The following is a 15,958-nucleotide window of genomic DNA, read 5'->3' on the forward strand; positions in this document are numbered from 1 at the left end:
CCCTAGCAGGGAGTTCGTACACCCGTGCCAATCGACGGGTCGGTGGCGCGTACGGCGTCGAACACCGCGTCCACGACCCGGCCCCGGCCCTGCCCGTCGACGGTGGACCAGGCCCGCGCGGCCAGCGCGGTGCGCCGCTGCGGTGAGCTGAGCAGCCCGTTCAGGGTCCGCGCCGCGGTCGCGCGGGCCGCCCGACCGGCGACGCCGGCGGCGGTCAGCTCCGGCAGCTCACCGAGGCCGGCGGCGAGGCCGTGGCGGATCACCCGGTCGTACGACTCGCGCTGGTTGTCGACCACGCAGACCAGGGCGGCGGGTGCGCCGAGGCAGCAGAGTTCCCAGGTGGAGGTGCCGGCGGCGCTGATCACCAGGTCGGCCCCGGTGATCAGGGTCGGCAGCGAGCCGGTGGGCGGGACGGGCCGGATGATCTGCCCGCGTCCGGGAGTGATCTCCTCCAGCTCGGCCTCGATCTCGGGTCGACCGACGACGACCGTGAGGTCCATCGGATGGCCGGCGGCGACCAGCACCCGGGTGAGCACCGGGGCCGCGCCGACGGCGTCGGTGCCGCCGAAGAAGGCCAGCACGCGGGGCCGGCCGACGGCCGTGGCGGTCGGGGGCGCCGGCGGCCGGGCGGTGATCACCGAGTCGCGCAGCAGGGCGTACGCGCTGCCGGCGAGCAGCCGTCCGGGCAGCTCCGGGTGCCGTGCACCGAAGTTCTGGTCGAGGTAGAGGTCGGCGTCCTGGCCTCGGCTGTCCCCGTCGATGATCGCGAGGGTGAGCACGCCGGCGGCCCGTAGTGCGCCCGCTCCGGCTGGGTCCAGCTCGTAGGAGTCGAGGACCATCACGTCCAGGTCGTGTCGTTGGGCGGTCTCGACCAGCTCGGCCGGCGAGTCGGGGCCGGGGTGCAGTCCGATGCCGCGCGCGGCGAGTTCGGCGAGCGCCCAGTCGAGCCGTTCGACGGTGCCGAACACCGCGACGTGGGCACCCCGGGCCTGGAACTCCTCGGCGAGGGCCAAGCAGCGTACGAGGTGGCCGACGCCGCGCCGCGGCCCGGCGTCGCAGCGCACCCCGACCCGCAGGGTGCTCAGGACTCCTCCAGCTGCTTCTGGCGGACGTCGGCGTTGAGCGCGCGCAGCCGGGGCTGCCCGTCCAGCCAGTCGGCGAGCTTGGCCAGCGGCACGCTGACGTCGCCGAAGTGGTCCACGACGGCGCTCACCAGCGCCCAGTCCTGGTCGGTGTCGAGGGTCAGCCGCAGCGCCGAACGGTCCGGGGTGAGCGTCACGCCGAGCACCCGGAACAGGTCGGGGTGGGTGTACGCGTACGAGGTCACGTGCACCCGGTGGTGACCGGTGGCGAGCCGGTCGAGGGTACGCAGCGCCTCCGCGCGGATGATCTCGACGTCCAGCCCTCGGGGCAGCGTCCGGGCGATCGACGTGCTCGCGTAGTCCAGTCCGGGCACCGCCCGGTAGACGGAGGCGACCAGCGTGATGATCTCCGGGTCGAGCAGGGGGCAGTCGGCGGTGAACCGCATGACCGCGTCGCCCGGGTGGGCGGCGAGGGCACCCACGAAGCGGTCCAGGACGTCGTCGACCGGCCCGCGGTGACACGGCACGTCGAGCCGTTCGCATTCGGTCACGACCGCGTCGTCGACCGGGTCGGTGCTGGTGGCGACCACCAGGTCGGCGAGGACGCCGCTGTCCCGGGCGGCACGCACCACCCGGCCCAGCACGGACCGTCCGGCGAGCGGGCGGAGCACCTTGCCGGGCAGCCGTGACGATCCCATCCGGGCCTGCACGATCCCGACGATCCGTGACCCGGGCACCGGTACGCCGGTCATTGCTGCTCCTCCTGCTTCGGGGCGAGCACCGTGCGGGCCCGGCGCTTGGCGGCGCGGGCACCCCGCTTGGCGAGCCGGGCCGGCGTGATGGCGAGCCGGCCGACCCGGTAGCTGAGCGACCCGCTGAGCAGGCCGATCGTCGTCTCGGCCCGGCGCAGGGCCCGCTCCCGGGAGGTCAGCAGCTCCTCGGTCCAGGCGGTCAGCGCGGCGAGCCGGCTGAGTTCCTCGCGCTGGCGCAGCCACGCCTCCCGCAACTGCTGGTAGCTGTGCGCGCCGACCGGCGGGTCGGTCGGCTCGACGGCGTGCAGCCGGGTGGCGAGGGTGGCCCGGCCGTCGATGTCGAGCTCGTGCAGCGCCGCGGTGATCTCCGCCTCGGCGTCCACGGCCGCGGCGACGGTCGCGCGGTCCAGGTCGCGCCCGGCGAGGCCGCCGAGCACCACGGTCAGGCCCGCCACGTCGAGGGTGGACGACCACGGGTGGGCGTACCCGCCGGTGAGCAGGCCCGCCGCGAAGCGCCACAGGCCACGGGCCAGCACCACGTCGGCGGGAATCGAGCCGGTGGCCCGCCAGCTCGGGTCGAGCACGGTGTACCGCGCACCGTCGACGACCACGTTGTCGGTGCTCGCCACCGCGGTCGCCCCGAGGACCCGTCCGTCGGCGTCGCTATGCCCGGCGAGCCAGTCCGCGTACCCCCGCAGGAGCGTGCGCAGGGTCGCCAGGTCGCGGCGCAGGGCCGCGTCGAGCAACAGGGTACGCAGCAGTCGCCCGGACGGCACCGGCCCGCTCAGCGCGCCCGGGTCCCGGTACGCGGCCGGGCGGCGGGCGTTCGGCGCGGCCGGCAGGCCCGCGCCGGTGGCCGGGATGAGCCCCCAGCGCCAGCCCGACGGGCCGTCGAGCACCTCCAGCACACCGATCCCGGGCTGCCCGGTCTGCGCCAGTGCCACCGGCAGGTCCCCGGTGGGTGCCGGCGCGGGCGTCCCGGGCCGGTGGGCGAGCATCAGCCAGCCCGGCGCGAGGTCGGCGGCGCGTCCGGCGTGCAGGGCGTCCACCGCCAGCCGGGCCGGGTCCTGGAGCACCGGGGCGCCGGTGAAGCCGCCGGCGCAGGCGCCGTGCAGCACCGCGTCGAACAGACCGGAGGCGGCACCGCGGTCGAGCTGGTCGGCGTCGAGCAGCGCCGTCGCGGTGCCGGTGTCGGGGTACGCGGCCCAGCAGGTGCCCGGCAGCAACCCGACGCCGCTGAGCCGTTCGCGGAGCTGGTCGCGGTTGGCCGGGTGGGCACCGTCCAGCACTCCACCGATCACCCAGGCGGAGTCGTCCCGGTCGGCGTACCAGGGGGTGGTGGAGACGAGGCGGTGCAGCCCGAGCGGGTTGTCCAGGCGCAGCAGCAGCGCGCCGCCCGGCCGGAGCGCGGCGACCAGTCGCGCCAGCACGCCGTCCCAGCCCAGCCGGGTGCCCTCCACCGACTCGATCGGGTCGAGTCCGGCGCCGGCGATCACCACGTCGTACGTCTCGTCGGTGGGCAGCCCGGCCGGGCCGCCCACCACCACGCGGGCGGCGCGCGGGGCCAGCGCCACCGCGTCCGGGTGGCTGCGCAGCAGGCAGGTCACCTCGGCGTGGGCGAGCCGGTCGAGCAGCGCCGGGTCGTGCGGCCCGGCCAGCAGGACGCGGGCACCGGGCGGCACGATCCGGGCCGCCAGCGCGGCGAGGGGGCCACCGTCGGCCAGCCGTTCGCGCGGCAGGTCGGACCAGGCCAGCATCTCGCCGCCCGGCAGGGTGATCCGGCCGGCGGGTGCCGTCTCAGTCGTCACGGTCTTCCTCTTCCTCCTGGAGGTGCGCCCAACCGAGCAGCTCGCGCAGTTCGGCCGGCGAGCAGCGGTGGTCGGTGCCCAGTTCGGCGCGGGCTATCTCGACCGCGGTGGGCAGATCGACCGCGGTGCCGTGCAGTTGCGGCCACTGTCGCCGGATCCGCGCGGTCCCGCCGAAGGTCGGGTCCTCGTTGGACAGGACCATCGGGTCGCCGTACACCGCCGGCTCACAGCCCGCCGCGATGCCGTAGAAGATCGCGCTGGTCAGCCGGTTGGATGCTACCCGGCGGTGGCGGCGCAGCTCGGTCAACTGCTTGTCGAGGAACTCCGGGTCGGTGTCCTTCCACCAGTGCCCCCGGTACCCGTGGCAGATCACCCGGAAGCCGGCGCGCTCGTACAGTCGGCGGACGTTGCGCATGCCGTACTCGTGCCAGTACAGGCACACCGTGACCGGGCCGGGCTCGGTGTCCCGGATCAGGGCGATCAACGTGCGGTGGTCGCCCTTGACGTGCTGGCCCTCCCAGCCGTGGAACGGGTACCAGATGGTGCCCTCACGTTCCTCGGCCGGCGGATCCTCCGGTCGCATGGCCAGCAGGTAGACGAACGGGGCGCCGATGACGACCACGTTGCGCCGCCCCACCGACCAGGCCCGTCGGCGGGTCTGCTCCGACCAGAGCAGGCTCGGGGTGCGATCGGCGTACGGGTGCCCGGGGGCCAGGCCGTCACCGATGTTCCAGCCGTGCTGCACGTACCCGTTGATCCGCGGTGGATGCCGGTCGCCGAGGCCGGCGTAGCGGGCCAGCACGTGCGCGTGACCGTAGAAGTGGTTCGCGTGGTGCATCAGGTTCCCATCAGGCGGCGGAACGCACCGAGCCGGCTCGCAGGGCGGCCGTCAGCGCGTCGATGACGCGGTCCTGGTCGGCGTCGCGGAGACCCGGGTAGAGCGGCAGCGACAGCTGCTGCTCGTAGAACGACTCGGCCACCGGACAGGATCCGCGCCGGTAGCCCAGGTCGGCGAACGCCGGGTGCCAGTGCACCGGGACGTAGTTGACCTGCACACCGATGCCGGCGGCGCGCATCCGGTCGTACACCTCGCGGCGACGGCCGTCGAGCACCCGGATCGGGTAGAGGTGCCACGCCGGGTCGGCCCACGACCGGCGGGTGGGCCGCAGGACACCGTCCAGGTCGGCCAGTGCCTCGTCGTAGCGGGCGACCAGGGCGGCCCGGCGCGCCTTGAACTCGGCGAGCCGGCGCAGCTGGCTGCGGCCCAGCGCGCAGAGCACGTCCGGCAGCCGGTAGTTCAGCCCGAACTCGGGCACCTCGTAGTACCAGCCACCCTCGTCGCCGAAGCGCAGGTCGTCGCGCTCCCGGACCACGCCGACGCCGCGGAACCGGCGGGCCCGCTTGAGGATCCGCGGGTCCAGCGCGGCGACGGCGCCGCCCTCGGCGGTGGTCAGGTTCTTCGTGGGGAAGAACGAGAACGTGGTCAGGTCGGCGAGCGAGCCCACCGGCCGACCGTGGTACGTCCCGCCGATCGAGTGCGCCGCGTCGGCGAGCAGCAGCGCGTCGCTGCCCACCATCGACTTGCGCAGGGCGTCGTAGTCGGCGGGGTGCCCGGCGTAGTCGACCGCGGAGACGACCCTGGTCCGGGAGGTCACGGCGTCGGCGACCGCGGCGGGATCGAGGCAGAAGGTCTCGTCGTCGACGTCCGCGAACACGATCTTCGCGCCGAGGGCGACCGCGCTGCTCGCGGTCGCCACAAACGTCATCGGCGGTACGACCACCTCGTCGCCCGGCCCCACCCCGGCTGCCGCGTACGCCACGTGCAGCGCCGCGGTGCCGTTGGAGACGCTGGCGACACCGACCCCGCCGGTCCACTCGGCGAGTTCGGCCTCGAAGGCGTCCACCTGCGGCCCGGTGGTGAGCCAGTCGCCGCGCAGCACGTCGGCGACGGCCGCGATGTCGTCCTCGGTGACCGACTGCCGGCCGTACGGGAGCATCCCCGTCATGCGGTGAGGCCGAGCATGTCGCGCAGCTGCTCGACGCTGAGCCACTCGTCGTTGGTGTCCGACTGGTAGGCGAAGCCGTCCGGCACCGGCTCGCAGTCGACCGGCGGCTGGTAGCCCCAGCCGGCGATGGTCGGCTGCACGATGTAGCGGTCCTTGGCGCGCAGCGTCCGGCGGCTGTCGTCCGGCGCGATCATCTCCTCGTGCAGCTTCTCGCCGGGCCGGATGCCGATCTCGTGGGTGGTGGCGTCCGGCGCGACGGCCTCGACCAGGTCGAGGATGCGCATGCTCGGGATGCGCGGCACGAACAGCTCGCCGCCCTGCATCTGGTCGAACGAGTCCATCACGAACTGGACGGCCTGCTCCAGCGTGATCCAGAACCGGGTCATCCGCTTGTCGGTGATCGGCAGGCTCTTGCCCTCGGCGGCCAGCCGGTGGAACAGCGGCACCACCGAGCCGCGGCTGCCGACCACGTTGCCGTAGCGGACCACCGCGAACCGGGTCGGATGGTGGGCGGCGTAGTGGTTGGCCGAGACGAACAGCTTGTCGCCGACCAGCTTCGTCGCGCCGTAGAGGTTGATCGGGCTGGACGCCTTGTCGGTCGACAGCGCGATGACCTTCTTGACGCCGGCCTCGATCGCGGCGTCGACGACGTGCTGCGAGCCGGTGATGTTGGTGGCGATGAACTCGGAGGGGTTGTACTCCGCGGTGTCCACCTGCTTCAGGGCGGCCGCGTGCACCACGTGGTCCACGCCGTGCATGGCACGGGTCAGGCGGTGCCGGTCGCGGATGTCGCCGATGAACCAGCGCAGCCGCGGGTCGTCGCCGAGCTGCTGGCGCAGCTCGTACTGCTTGAGCTCGTCGCGGGAGAAGACCACCACCCGGGCGGGGTCAGCCTCGTTGAGGATGTGCCGGAGGAAGGTCCTGCCGAAGGAACCCGTTCCCCCGGTGATCAGAATGGACGATCCATTCAACTCACTCAATTTGGTGCTCCCGTGATCGTGGATGTTCGGGCGGCCCTCGGCCGGCCGACCGGGGTGACACGCTAGCCATGGCGGGTTAACGCCCCGGCGCTCGCGGGTTAACCGCGACCGCTGCTCCCGTGAATGCCGGACACCGCGCAGGCGAACACTTACGACCGCGCGTGAAGCGGGCTGACCAGGCCGGATCCGGCCGTTACAGTGGCCGCGCGAGCGACCCGGCCGCCCCCGCGAGCCACTGGTTACCGCGTCCACCCGACATCCGCGCCGGCTCGGCGCGAACGGTTCACCCCCGAGCGTCACCGGCCGGCACGTACGCCATCCGGCCCGCACGGACCCGGCCCGGCCGGCGAACTCAGGAGGCGTTGATGGCATCCGGCAGCGACGTGATGGAACGGCCGGCGGCCCCGGCCGGTACGCCGCCCGCCGCACCCGCGCGGCGCTGGCTCGTGCCCCTGCTCCTGCTCGTCGGGTGGGTGCTCAGCGTCGCCTGGCGGATGTGGCTGTCCCGACACATCGTGCTGCCGATCGCCCACACCGACGAGGACAGCTACCTCAACACCGCCCGCGCCCTCGCCGGCGGGCCGGGCGGGTTCAGCAGCGAGAACGACCTGCTGCGCCGGGTCGGCTACCCGATGCTGATCTCGCCGGCGTTCCTCGGCGACCGGGACTTCGGCGACAGCTACCGGCTGGTCCAGCTGATCAACGCGATGGTGAACTCGACGCTGCTGCCCCTGGCGTACCTGCTGGGCCGGCGACTGCTCCGGCTGCGCCGCTCGTACGCCCTGCTCGCGGCGGTGGTGGCCGCGACCCTGCCGGCCACCGCGTTCTACGCCGGCGTCGCCATGATCGACACGGTGATGGCGCCGCTGGTGGTGGCCTGGCTGCTCGCCGTGCACCGCTGGATCGAGCGACCCGGCCCGCTCGCCGCGGCCACCGTCGGGGTGTTCGTCGGCGCCTTCCACCTCCTGCACTCCCGCGGCCTGGTGATCGTCGGGATCCACGCCGGTCTGGTCCTGCTGCTGCTCGTCCGCCGCCGGATCACGCCCGCCGGGGTGCTCGCGGCGCTGCTGCCGGTGCTGGCCCTGGCGCTGGTCAACGAGGCCGGCATCCGGCTGCTCGGGGACAAGGTCTACCTGCTCGGCAGCACCCCGGGCGGCAGCGTGGTCGACGCCGTCGCGTCCGCGCAGGGTGTGGTCCGGGTCGGCGCGGCGGTCACCACCCAACTCTGGTACCTCGTCGTGATCACGTTCGGGATGGCCGGCGTGGCCTGGGCCGCCGCCGTCCGGGAGCTGTGGCGTCCCCGGCACGGCGACGCGACCCGCTGGACGATGGGCGTCGCGCTGGTCGCGAGCGTGGGCGTCGCCAGCGGCGCCTCGGTGATCCTGGCCGGCATCACCGGCAAGCCGTTGGACGCGATCTACGGGCGCTACGTGCAGATGCTCGCGCCGTTCTGGATGCTCGTCGGGCTCGGGGTGCTGCTCACCGCGGGACGCCGCGTGGTGCTGCGCCGCGCGGCCGTCGCGGTCGCCCTGCTGGTCGCCGGCGGCGCGCTGGTCGCGGCCCGACTCGCGTACGTGGCCAGCCGGGGACACTCGCTGCGCTACGGCGGTTTCGGCGCTCCGGACCTGATGGCGCTCACCGGCGGTTGGCGGGAGATGCGGCCGGTCGTCGGGTCGCTGATCGGCATCGCCGGCTGCCTGCTGCTCGTCGCCGTGGTCCAGGTGCCCCGCCTGCGACTGCCGATCCTCGGTGCCCTCGTGGTGGTCAACCTCGTCACCATGCAGGTGATCGACCAGCGCCTCGTCCGCCCGATGGTGGCGAGCACCGCGCCCACCCCCCGGGTCGCCGACGTCGGGGTACGCCCCGGCGAGCGGGTGTGGGCCTCCACCGGCGTGCACTACATCCAGCGGTTCAACCTCAGCCACCAGGTGACGTGGACCGACGTGCGGTGGTTCCGCGAGCAGCCGCCGGCCGCGGCGCAGGTGGTGTTCGCCCGCTGGGCGCCCGGCCAACCCGACGACTGGGACGGCGCGAAGTACGGCTTCGTCCGGCTCGGCGGCAATGAGCGCCAGCACTGGGCGGCCTGGCGGCGGGCCTGACCCGCTCGACCCCTGGTGAACGGTTGATGTCCACCGGACACATTCGTGGTTAATGGCGTCGGGCCATGACGCGAATGTGTCCGGTAATCATCGCCGCCGGCGGTCGGCCTGGGCGAGGGAAATGGGGATGACGGTGATTTCCCGGCCGTCGGACAACTCTCGGCGGCCGGTGCCCTCGACAAAACGGAAACGCCGGTTCATCTGCCGTACGACGGTGTTGTGCTCCAACACCTCGCCGTCGAGCCGATCCAGGTGCAGCCCGTCGAACGCGTACTCGACGGCCTCCCGCATGATGCCCAGCCAGGCGGGCAGCGTCTCGCCCCGCTCGGCCAGCCCGTCGGCGTCCAGATAGAAGCCCCAGGCACCGGTCCGCGGACCGTCCAGCCGCAGGTCGAAGAAGGTGACCACACCGCAGGGACGGTCGTCGCGGACGTACACCAGCACCCGCCGCGACGGGTCGTCGCGGACCGCCGCCCACCACCGGGCGTGCTCCTCGGCGCTGATCTCGTGGCTGTTCTTGCTGACCTGACGGTTGGTTTCCTGATTACGCCAGGACAACATCAGGTGAACGTCGTCCGCCGTTGCTCCGCGCAGCACGTGCCTCTCGCTTTCAATCTGTTAACACCTGGTCCGGGAACCTTACCCGGACGCACCGGGAAATCAGATATGCATTCGTTGGGTTGTAGACTCCGGCGCATGAACGAATTGAGTCGCGCGCAGATCCGCGACCTCATGGCTCAGGTGCTGAAGAACCAGGACAAGGAGCTGCCCGCCGACGACGCGGCGCAGCTGCGGGAGATCGGCTTCCGCTCGCTGGACTTCTCCGAGCTGGCCCTGCGGGTCGAGGACGAGACGGGGGAGGAACTCAACTTCGACGCCCCCGGCCTGCGCCGCATCGCCACCGTCGGTGACGTCCTCGACTTCCTCGTCGAGCTTCAACACCAGTGACCGTCGCGACCCCCGACCCCGCCACCGCCGCGCACCCCGAGCCGGCCGGCGTCGACAACCGGGTCGTCGTCGGCGGTGCCGCGCTGACCTGGCGGACGCTGCCGAGGCCGGCCCTGCCCGACCCGGCGGCGGTGCTGGCGCAGTCCGCCGTGCACGCGCTCGCCGCCGCGCGGCAGCACGCCGTGCACGGCACCGAGCTGCTGCTCAGCACCGCGAGCCGGGTGGACGAGGCGATGCGCGCCGAGCTGTCCGAGGCCGGATTCTCGGTCACCGTCGTCGACGACGACGGGGCACACCCGAGCGCGCCGGCCCGAGCACGCGACGCCGACCCCGGCCGGCTGTGGCTTCTGACGTCGGGCTCGACCGGCCGTCCCAAGCGGGTCGGGCACACCCTCGACACGCTGACCACGGTACGGGCCGACCAGCCCGAGCGGACCTGGCTGTGCCCCTACGCCCCCGGCACGTACGCCTGGTGGCAGGTGGTCACCCTGTCGCTGACCCAGCCCGGGCAACACCTGGTGGTGGTCGAGCCGGACGAGCTGGACGACTGGCCGGCCCTCGCCGCCGCGCACGGGGTCGACGCCGCCTCCGGTACGCCGACCTTCTGGCGCCGCACCCTCTACCGGGACGCCGCCGCCCTCGCCCGGGTGCCGCTGCGCCAGATCACCCTCGGCGGGGAGCCGGTGGACCAGGCGATCCTCGACCAGCTGCGGGACCTCCTCCCCGCCGCCCGGATCTCCTGGATCTACGCGTCCTCCGAGGTGGGGGCGTCCATTGTGGTGCACGACGGGCGGGCCGGGTTCCCGGTCGACTGGCTCGACCGGGAGACCGCCGGGCGGCCGACGCTCTCCGTCCACGACGACGAGCTGGTGATCACCTCCCCGTACCACGGCGCCGGGCTGGCCGGCCCGGTCCGTACCGGGGACCGGGTGCAGGTCGTCGACGACCGGGTGCTGATCACCGGCCGGCTGGACTCCGACGAGATCAACGTCGGCGGCAGCAAGGTCTCCGCCGGTGTGGTGCGTGGCGTGCTGACCGGGCATCCCGCGGTGGCCTGGGCCCGGGTCACCGGCCGACGCGCCCCGGTGCTCGGCCGGATGGTCGTCGCCGAGGTGGTGCTCGCCCCCGCCGACGGCGCCGGCGTGCCGGACGAGGCCGCGCTGATGCGCTGGTGCGCCGACCGGCTGCCCGAACACGCCGTGCCCCGCCGGATCCGTGTGCTGACCGAGATCCCCGTCAAGGAGACCCTGAAGAGCGATGTCTGACCCCGCCGACACCCAGCTCGTACCCCCCAGCTCCGTCGTCCTCGTCTCCGGAGGCTCACGAGGGCTGGGCCTGGCCATCGTCACCGACCTGCTCGACGCGGGCGTACGGGTCGCCGCGTTCGCCCGTACCGTCACCCCGGAGTTGACGAAGCTCGCCGCCGAACGCCCCGACCGGGTGCACGTCGGCTCGGTGGACGTCACCGACCTGCGCGCCGCGCAGGGCTTCGTCCGCGAGGTGGAGCAGCGCCTCGGCCCGATCGACGGCCTCGTCAACAACGCCGCCATCGGGCAGGACTCGCTGCACGTCCACACCGCCACCGACGACATCGCCCGGATCATCGAGACCAACCTGACCGCGCCCCTGCAACTGACCCGGCTGGTCGTCCGCCGGATGCTCGGCAAGGGGCTCCGCGGGCGGATCGTCAACATCACCTCGATCTGCGCCCAACGTGGCTTCCCGGGCCTCGTCGCGTACTCGGCCACCAAGGGCGGCATGGACGCCGCCACCCGCTCGCTCGCCCGGGAGTTGGGTGGCCGGATGCTGGTCAACGCGGTCGCCCCCGGCTTCTTCGCCTCGGAGATGTCCGCGGTGCTCGGCCCGACCCAGCTCGACCAGATCGTGCGCCGCACCCCGACCGGTCACCTGACCGAGCCGGTGGAGGTCGTACCCGTGGTACGGATGCTGCTGCGCGAGCACACCAACATCAACGGCCAGGTCATCGTGGTGGACGGTGCCGCCTCCATCTGACCTGCGGCCCACGCCGGCGGCAGCGCCGGACCTGTGGCCGGAAGCCGCTGCGCCGGCGTTGCCGCCGGAGGCGGCCGTGGCGGCCCTGCCGTTGCGGGCGGGCGGCGCTGGCGCGCCGCGCCCGGTGCCGGGACTGCTGGCCGCAGCCGAGCAGCACCTGCGCATCGGTGCCCCGGCCGTGCTGGCCGACGCGGTGACCCGCAGCTACCTCGACGACGGACGCTGCGTCGGCTGGTACGGGCCGCCGGCCCCCGGCTGGCGGGTGGCGATCGACGCGGAGCGGGCCGACGCCCCGGTGCCCCCGGCGCTGGCCCGCCGCTTCGGCGCCACGGACTTCTGGGCCCGATGGACCCGGGCCGAGTGCTGCTGCAAGCTGGCCGATTTGCCGGTGGTCGCCTGGTGGCGTCGCTTCGGTCTGGGAACGCCGTCCGACGGCGCGGCGATCTGGCGCACGCTACGGCTGGCCGACCTGATCGTCACCGTCGGCTTCGCCCCGACGCCCCCACCCCACGATCTGGCACTTGCGGACGATTCGCGACTTACGCACCTTCTACCCGGGCAGTAACTGCAAGATCACCGCAGGATCTACGCCCCCACGCTCGCCCCGCGCGGCTTCGTCCTGCCGCTAGTGGCGACGGGGGCGGGGCGGGGCGGGGCGGGGGGTTAGATCAGGTTCCAGCTCAGCGGGGTGCCGCGGGGGACGTCGGTGGTGAAGGTGCGGCCCAGGACCCGGTCGATCTCCACCGGGGGCAGCCCGCCGGCCGGTCGGATCGACCGGACGTTCCGCGCGGTCACCGGGTCGCCGGCCCGCACGTCCTCGACCACGAACAGCGAACGGCGGAACCGCAGCCCCTCCCGCTCGGCCGGGGTGGGGCCGATCGCGGTGCCACCCAGTGCGGCGTACGCGCGGCCGGACTCGGCGACCAGCGCCGTCAGCTCGGCCGGGTTCAGCGAGAAATCCGAGTCCACGCCGCCGTCGGCGCGGTCCAGCGTCACGTGCTTCTCGATGAAGCAGGCGCCCAGCGCCACCGAGGCGACCGCCACACCGATGCCGGGCGTGTGGTCGGAGAGGCCGACCGCCACGTCGAAGGCACCGGCCAGCACCGGCAGCCGGCGCAGGTTGCTGTCGGCGGGCGGCGCCGGGTAGGACGCGGCGCAGGCCAGCAGCACGATGCCCGCCGCGCCGCCGTCGCGGGCGGTCCGCACCGCGGCGTCGATCTCGGCGACCGTCGCCATCCCGGTGGAGATCACCATCGGCTTGCCGGTGCTGGCCACCAACCGGATCAGCGGCAGGTCGACCAGCTCCGACGACGCGATCTTGTACGCGGGCGCGTCCAGCGACTCCAGCAGCTCCACGGCCGTCGCGTCGAACGGTGACGAGAAGACGGTCAGACCCCGCTCGCGCGCCCGCTCGAAGATCGGGGCGTGCCACTCGTACGGGGTGTGCGCCCGCTCGTAGAGGCGGTACAGGTTCTCGCCGCCCCACAGCTCGTGCCCGCTGGAGATGCGAAACGCCGGGGTGTCGACGTCGATCGTGATCGTGTCCGGCCGGTACGTCTGGAGCTTGAGCGCGTGCGCCCCGCTCTCGGCCACCGCGTCGACGATGGCCAGCGCCCGCCCCAGGTCGCCGTTGTGGTTGCCGGACATCTCGGCAACCACGAAGGGTCGCTCCCCGGCACCGACCGCGTGCGGTCCGATCTTGATTGTCGCCGTCATTCCGACCTCTGCTCAGGTACGTCCGCACCGGGGTGCGGTGGTGCTGTCATCGTCCCCCCGACGGGTGGACGACCTGGAAAACTGCGGTGCCGGGAGCCGACCCGGCGCCCGGCGTGGTGTGCGACATTGACGGTCACGACAGGCGGCCCCCGGCCAACGCGTCGGGCCGGTCGGTCGCCACGGCGGATTCGGCGTCCCGCGTCGTCGCGGCGTCGGGTCGGTTCGGGTCCTCGTCGGTGGCGCCGTCGGCGGCTCCCGCCGCGCCGGGGCGGCGCAGCCGGCCCGCGACCCGGTGCGCCTGGCGCAGCGCCGAGTACGCCAGCCAGTCACCGCGCCCGACCAGCCGGTGCTTGAGCCCGGTCACGCCGGAGGGCATCGGGTAGCCGCCGGCGGGCAGGTAGCGGCGGTAGTGCTCGGCGACCCGGTGGAAGAACGCCCGCCGCAGGTGCGGGTGCAGCCGGTCGTCGTTGCCGACCACCACCAGATAGTGGCTGATCATCAGTTGGAACAGTTCGGCCTGCAACCGCTCGTCCGGGTGCTTGCGGGCCACCCAGTCCATGAGCCGCTCGTACTGGCCGAAGGCGTCGAAGTGCCGGCCACTGCGGGTGGAGGTGATCGCGCCCTGGCGGCCCTGCCGGTACAGGTAGCAGACCCGGTCCAGCACGGAGATCTTCTCCGCGCCGATGAGCAGCGGATGGCTGAACGGGATGTCCTCGTACCAGCCGGGGAAGAACCGTAGCTCCAGCTCGTCGAGGAAGGCCCGGCGGACCACCTTGTTCCACGCGGTGTGCTGCACCCGCAGCAGCTGTGGCTGGTCGGCCAGCCGGGCCACACCCGGCACCCCGCGCAGCAGGTGACTGCTCGCGTCGACCTCGCGCCGGCCGTCCTCGTGCACCCGCAGGTGGTCCAGCATCAGCACGTCGGGCTGGTGCTGGCGCAGCCGGTCCAGCACCGCCGCGATGGTGCCCGGCGGCAGCCAGTCGTCGCTGTCGACGAACCAGACGTACCGGCCGGTGGCCACGTCGAGGCCGGCGTTGCGGGCCAGCCCCAGACCCACGTTGCTGCTCAGGTGGACGACGCGCACCCCGTCGCGGCCGGCGTACGAGCGCAGCATCGCGCCGCAGCCGTCCGGCGAGGCGTCGTCGACGGCGATCAGCTCGACCGCGTCCGACGCACCCGCGGGGATGTCGGCCCGGATCGACTCGAGGCACTGGTACAGGTACGCCTCGACGCCGTACACGGGCACGACGATGCTCAGCAGCGGTGCGTGCGTCGGCTCATTGACCACGTCGCCACCTTCGACGACCCGGGTGGCCGGCCCCGGAACCTGACGTGGCCGACGAAGGTGGAGTCCCTGAACTCCCGCCGAGCGGAAGGTTAACGACGGCCGTCCGGTTCACCCGGGAGTGACCCGGTAGGGTGCCTCGGTGCGGCCCTGCCGGGTCGTCGTGGGCGTCGCCGTCGCGCCGTCCGACGCCGCGCCGGGGAGGAGACGTACGTGCTGGTGACCCTGCGGAGTGTCAGGAGACCGGCATGACGAGCACCACCGACGCACCGACGGTCCGGTCCGCACCCGCCGCCCGGCTGCCCTCCCTGACCGGGCTGCGCTGGATCGCCGCGTTGCTGGTCTTCGGCTTCCACGCGGGCACCATGCGGATCATCGCCGAGCCGGACTACAAGGCCGTCGTCGACGCGTTGTTCACCCTCGGCCTGTCCGGGGTGCAGTTCTTCTTCGTGCTCAGTGGCTTCGTGCTGGTCTGGTCGGCCCGACCGGGGGACTCCCGGCGGACGTTCTGGCGGCGACGGGTCGCCAAGATCTACCCGAACCATCTGGTGCTGTGGGTGGCGGCGCTGCTGGTCGCCTGGTGGTTCGCCGATCCGGTGCTGCCGGCCGTCGCGCTGGAGAACCTGCTGCTGTTGCAGGCGTGGGATCCCCGGCCCGGTTGGTTCTACAGCGTCAACACGGTCAGCTGGTCGCTGTCCTGCGAGTTCTTCTTCTACCTCTGCCTGCCGCTGGTGCTGCCGCTGCTGCGCCGGGCGCGGCCGGCGCTGCTGTGGACGCTGATCGTCGTGCTGCCGCTGCTGATCCTCGCGCTCTGGCCGGCCCAGCAGTTGGTGCCGGAGGCCAGCCGCTGGTGGTTCACCCAGGTCTTCCCGCCGGTCCGGTCGCTGGAGTTCTGGTTGGGCGCGGTGGCGGCCGTGCTGATGCGTCGGGGTCTCTGGCGAGGGCCGGGGCTGACCGCCGCCAGCGTGATCTTCGTGGCCACCTGGGTCGCCGCCGCACAGTGGGTCCGCGCCGAGTTGTGGACCACCCTGCTCGCCGTGGCGTACCTGTTGGTGATCACCGCCGCGGCGGACGCGGACGTGCGGGGTCGCCGGTCGCCGTGGCGGTCCCGGCCGCTGGTCTGGCTCGGTGAGGTCTCGTTCGCGTTCTACCTCGTGCACGTGCTGGTGATGACCAGCGTCCTGCGGTGGACCGGGGACTGGGGGACCGGCTTCGGCGGCTGGCGCGGGCCGGCGGTGGTGCTCGGCTTCCTGCTGGCGAACCTTGTCC

15 protein-coding genes are annotated in these 15,958 nt (G+C 73.3%); 6 read left to right on the plus strand and 9 right to left on the minus strand.

Annotated elements, in window-relative coordinates; translation table 11 throughout:
* Positions 1-2: 2 nt before the first annotated feature.
* Genes F8271_RS13125 through pseB form a run of 6 tightly spaced genes read right to left on the minus strand, consistent with a single transcriptional unit; the run spans position 3 to position 6,628 of the window.
* Positions 3-1,085 (minus strand): PseG/SpsG family protein, encoded by a 1,083-nt coding sequence (locus F8271_RS13125; RefSeq protein ID WP_151489981.1) that lies wholly within the window; start codon positions 1,083-1,085, stop codon positions 3-5.
* Entirely contained in the window at positions 1,082-1,834 is a 753-nt protein-coding gene (locus F8271_RS13130; RefSeq protein ID WP_151489969.1) for a cytidylyltransferase domain-containing protein, read from the minus strand. The genes F8271_RS13125 and F8271_RS13130 overlap by 4 nt, the downstream gene beginning before the upstream one ends.
* The gene (locus F8271_RS13135; RefSeq protein WP_151489970.1) at positions 1,831-3,642 is read right to left on the minus strand and encodes a class I SAM-dependent methyltransferase; all 1,812 of its coding nucleotides are present in this window, start codon (positions 3,640-3,642) and stop codon (positions 1,831-1,833) included. Before F8271_RS13135 ends, F8271_RS13130 begins: the two co-directional genes overlap by 4 nt.
* On the minus strand, positions 3,632-4,480 hold the full coding sequence (locus F8271_RS13140) for a hypothetical protein (protein WP_151489971.1): 849 nt from the start codon (positions 4,478-4,480) through the stop codon (positions 3,632-3,634). The genes F8271_RS13135 and F8271_RS13140 overlap by 11 nt, the downstream gene beginning before the upstream one ends.
* A 10-nt stretch (positions 4,481-4,490) precedes the next feature.
* Positions 4,491-5,648, minus strand: a complete 1,158-nt coding sequence (locus F8271_RS13145; RefSeq protein ID WP_151489972.1) for a DegT/DnrJ/EryC1/StrS aminotransferase family protein — start codon at positions 5,646-5,648, stop codon at positions 4,491-4,493.
* Positions 5,645-6,628 carry a UDP-N-acetylglucosamine 4,6-dehydratase (inverting) gene (gene pseB, locus F8271_RS13150; protein ID WP_151489973.1) on the minus strand — a complete coding sequence of 328 codons (984 nt, stop codon included), beginning with the start codon at positions 6,626-6,628 and terminating at the stop codon, positions 5,645-5,647. Before pseB ends, F8271_RS13145 begins: the two co-directional genes overlap by 4 nt.
* 365 nt (positions 6,629-6,993) lie before the next feature.
* On the opposite strand from pseB, the gene F8271_RS13155 reads away from it, so the two are divergent.
* The gene (locus tag F8271_RS13155; protein WP_151489974.1) at positions 6,994-8,727 is read left to right on the plus strand and encodes a glycosyltransferase family 39 protein; all 1,734 of its coding nucleotides are present in this window, start codon (positions 6,994-6,996) and stop codon (positions 8,725-8,727) included.
* Between the two features lie 87 nt (positions 8,728-8,814).
* Here the strand turns inward: F8271_RS13155 and F8271_RS13160 are convergent, their stop codons facing one another.
* Complete coding sequence (locus tag F8271_RS13160) at positions 8,815-9,324, minus strand: GNAT family N-acetyltransferase (protein ID WP_151489975.1); 510 nt, start codon at positions 9,322-9,324, stop codon at positions 8,815-8,817.
* Positions 9,325-9,423: 99 nt separating this feature from the next.
* Between F8271_RS13160 and F8271_RS13165 the strand changes: the two genes are divergently transcribed.
* From F8271_RS13165 to F8271_RS33120, 4 genes are read left to right on the plus strand one after another with little or no spacing between them, the layout of a single operon-like run.
* Positions 9,424-9,675, plus strand: coding sequence for an acyl carrier protein (locus tag F8271_RS13165; protein WP_091401397.1), 252 nt, complete (start codon positions 9,424-9,426; stop codon positions 9,673-9,675).
* The gene (locus F8271_RS13170) at positions 9,672-10,940 is read left to right on the plus strand and encodes an AMP-binding protein (protein WP_151489976.1); all 1,269 of its coding nucleotides are present in this window, start codon (positions 9,672-9,674) and stop codon (positions 10,938-10,940) included. The genes F8271_RS13165 and F8271_RS13170 overlap by 4 nt, the downstream gene beginning before the upstream one ends.
* Positions 10,933-11,688 carry an SDR family NAD(P)-dependent oxidoreductase gene (locus F8271_RS13175; protein ID WP_151489977.1) on the plus strand — a complete coding sequence of 252 codons (756 nt, stop codon included), beginning with the start codon at positions 10,933-10,935 and terminating at the stop codon, positions 11,686-11,688. Before F8271_RS13170 ends, F8271_RS13175 begins: the two co-directional genes overlap by 8 nt.
* Positions 11,672-12,253: a hypothetical protein gene (locus tag F8271_RS33120; protein WP_225854497.1), complete on the plus strand. Its 582-nt coding sequence runs from the start codon at positions 11,672-11,674 to the stop codon at positions 12,251-12,253. The genes F8271_RS13175 and F8271_RS33120 overlap by 17 nt, the downstream gene beginning before the upstream one ends.
* A 98-nt stretch (positions 12,254-12,351) precedes the next feature.
* Here F8271_RS33120 and pseI read toward each other — a convergent pair whose 3' ends face one another.
* Entirely contained in the window at positions 12,352-13,404 is a 1,053-nt protein-coding gene (pseI, locus tag F8271_RS13185; RefSeq protein WP_151489978.1) for a pseudaminic acid synthase, read from the minus strand.
* A gap of 133 nt (positions 13,405-13,537) precedes the next feature.
* Complete coding sequence (locus tag F8271_RS13190; protein WP_151489979.1) at positions 13,538-14,692, minus strand: glycosyltransferase; 1,155 nt, start codon at positions 14,690-14,692, stop codon at positions 13,538-13,540.
* A gap of 245 nt (positions 14,693-14,937) precedes the next feature.
* On the opposite strand from F8271_RS13190, the gene F8271_RS13195 reads away from it, so the two are divergent.
* The coding region (locus tag F8271_RS13195) for an acyltransferase (RefSeq protein ID WP_151489980.1) at positions 14,938-15,958 on the plus strand (1,021 nt) is incomplete at its 3' end.

Source organism: Micromonospora sp. ALFpr18c, assembly GCF_008868155.1.
Lineage (GTDB): Bacteria > Actinomycetota > Actinomycetes > Mycobacteriales > Micromonosporaceae > Micromonospora.

What these genes read in the sequence shown, in the direction of transcription:
- F8271_RS13130 (WP_151489969.1), bottom strand. Translation starts at nt 1,834, where the DNA reads ATGACCGGCGTACCGGTGCCCGGGTCACGGATCGTCGGGATCGTGCAG.
- F8271_RS13140 (WP_151489971.1), bottom strand. Translation starts at nt 4,480, where the DNA reads ATGCACCACGCGAACCACTTCTACGGTCACGCGCACGTGCTGGCCCGC.
- F8271_RS13145 (WP_151489972.1), bottom strand. Translation starts at nt 5,648, where the DNA reads ATGACGGGGATGCTCCCGTACGGCCGGCAGTCGGTCACCGAGGACGAC.
- F8271_RS13155 (WP_151489974.1), top strand. Translation starts at nt 6,994, where the DNA reads ATGGCATCCGGCAGCGACGTGATGGAACGGCCGGCGGCCCCGGCCGGT.
- F8271_RS13165 (WP_091401397.1), top strand. Translation starts at nt 9,424, where the DNA reads ATGAACGAATTGAGTCGCGCGCAGATCCGCGACCTCATGGCTCAGGTG.
- F8271_RS13175 (WP_151489977.1), top strand. Translation starts at nt 10,933, where the DNA reads ATGTCTGACCCCGCCGACACCCAGCTCGTACCCCCCAGCTCCGTCGTC.
- pseI (WP_151489978.1), bottom strand. Translation starts at nt 13,404, where the DNA reads ATGACGGCGACAATCAAGATCGGACCGCACGCGGTCGGTGCCGGGGAG.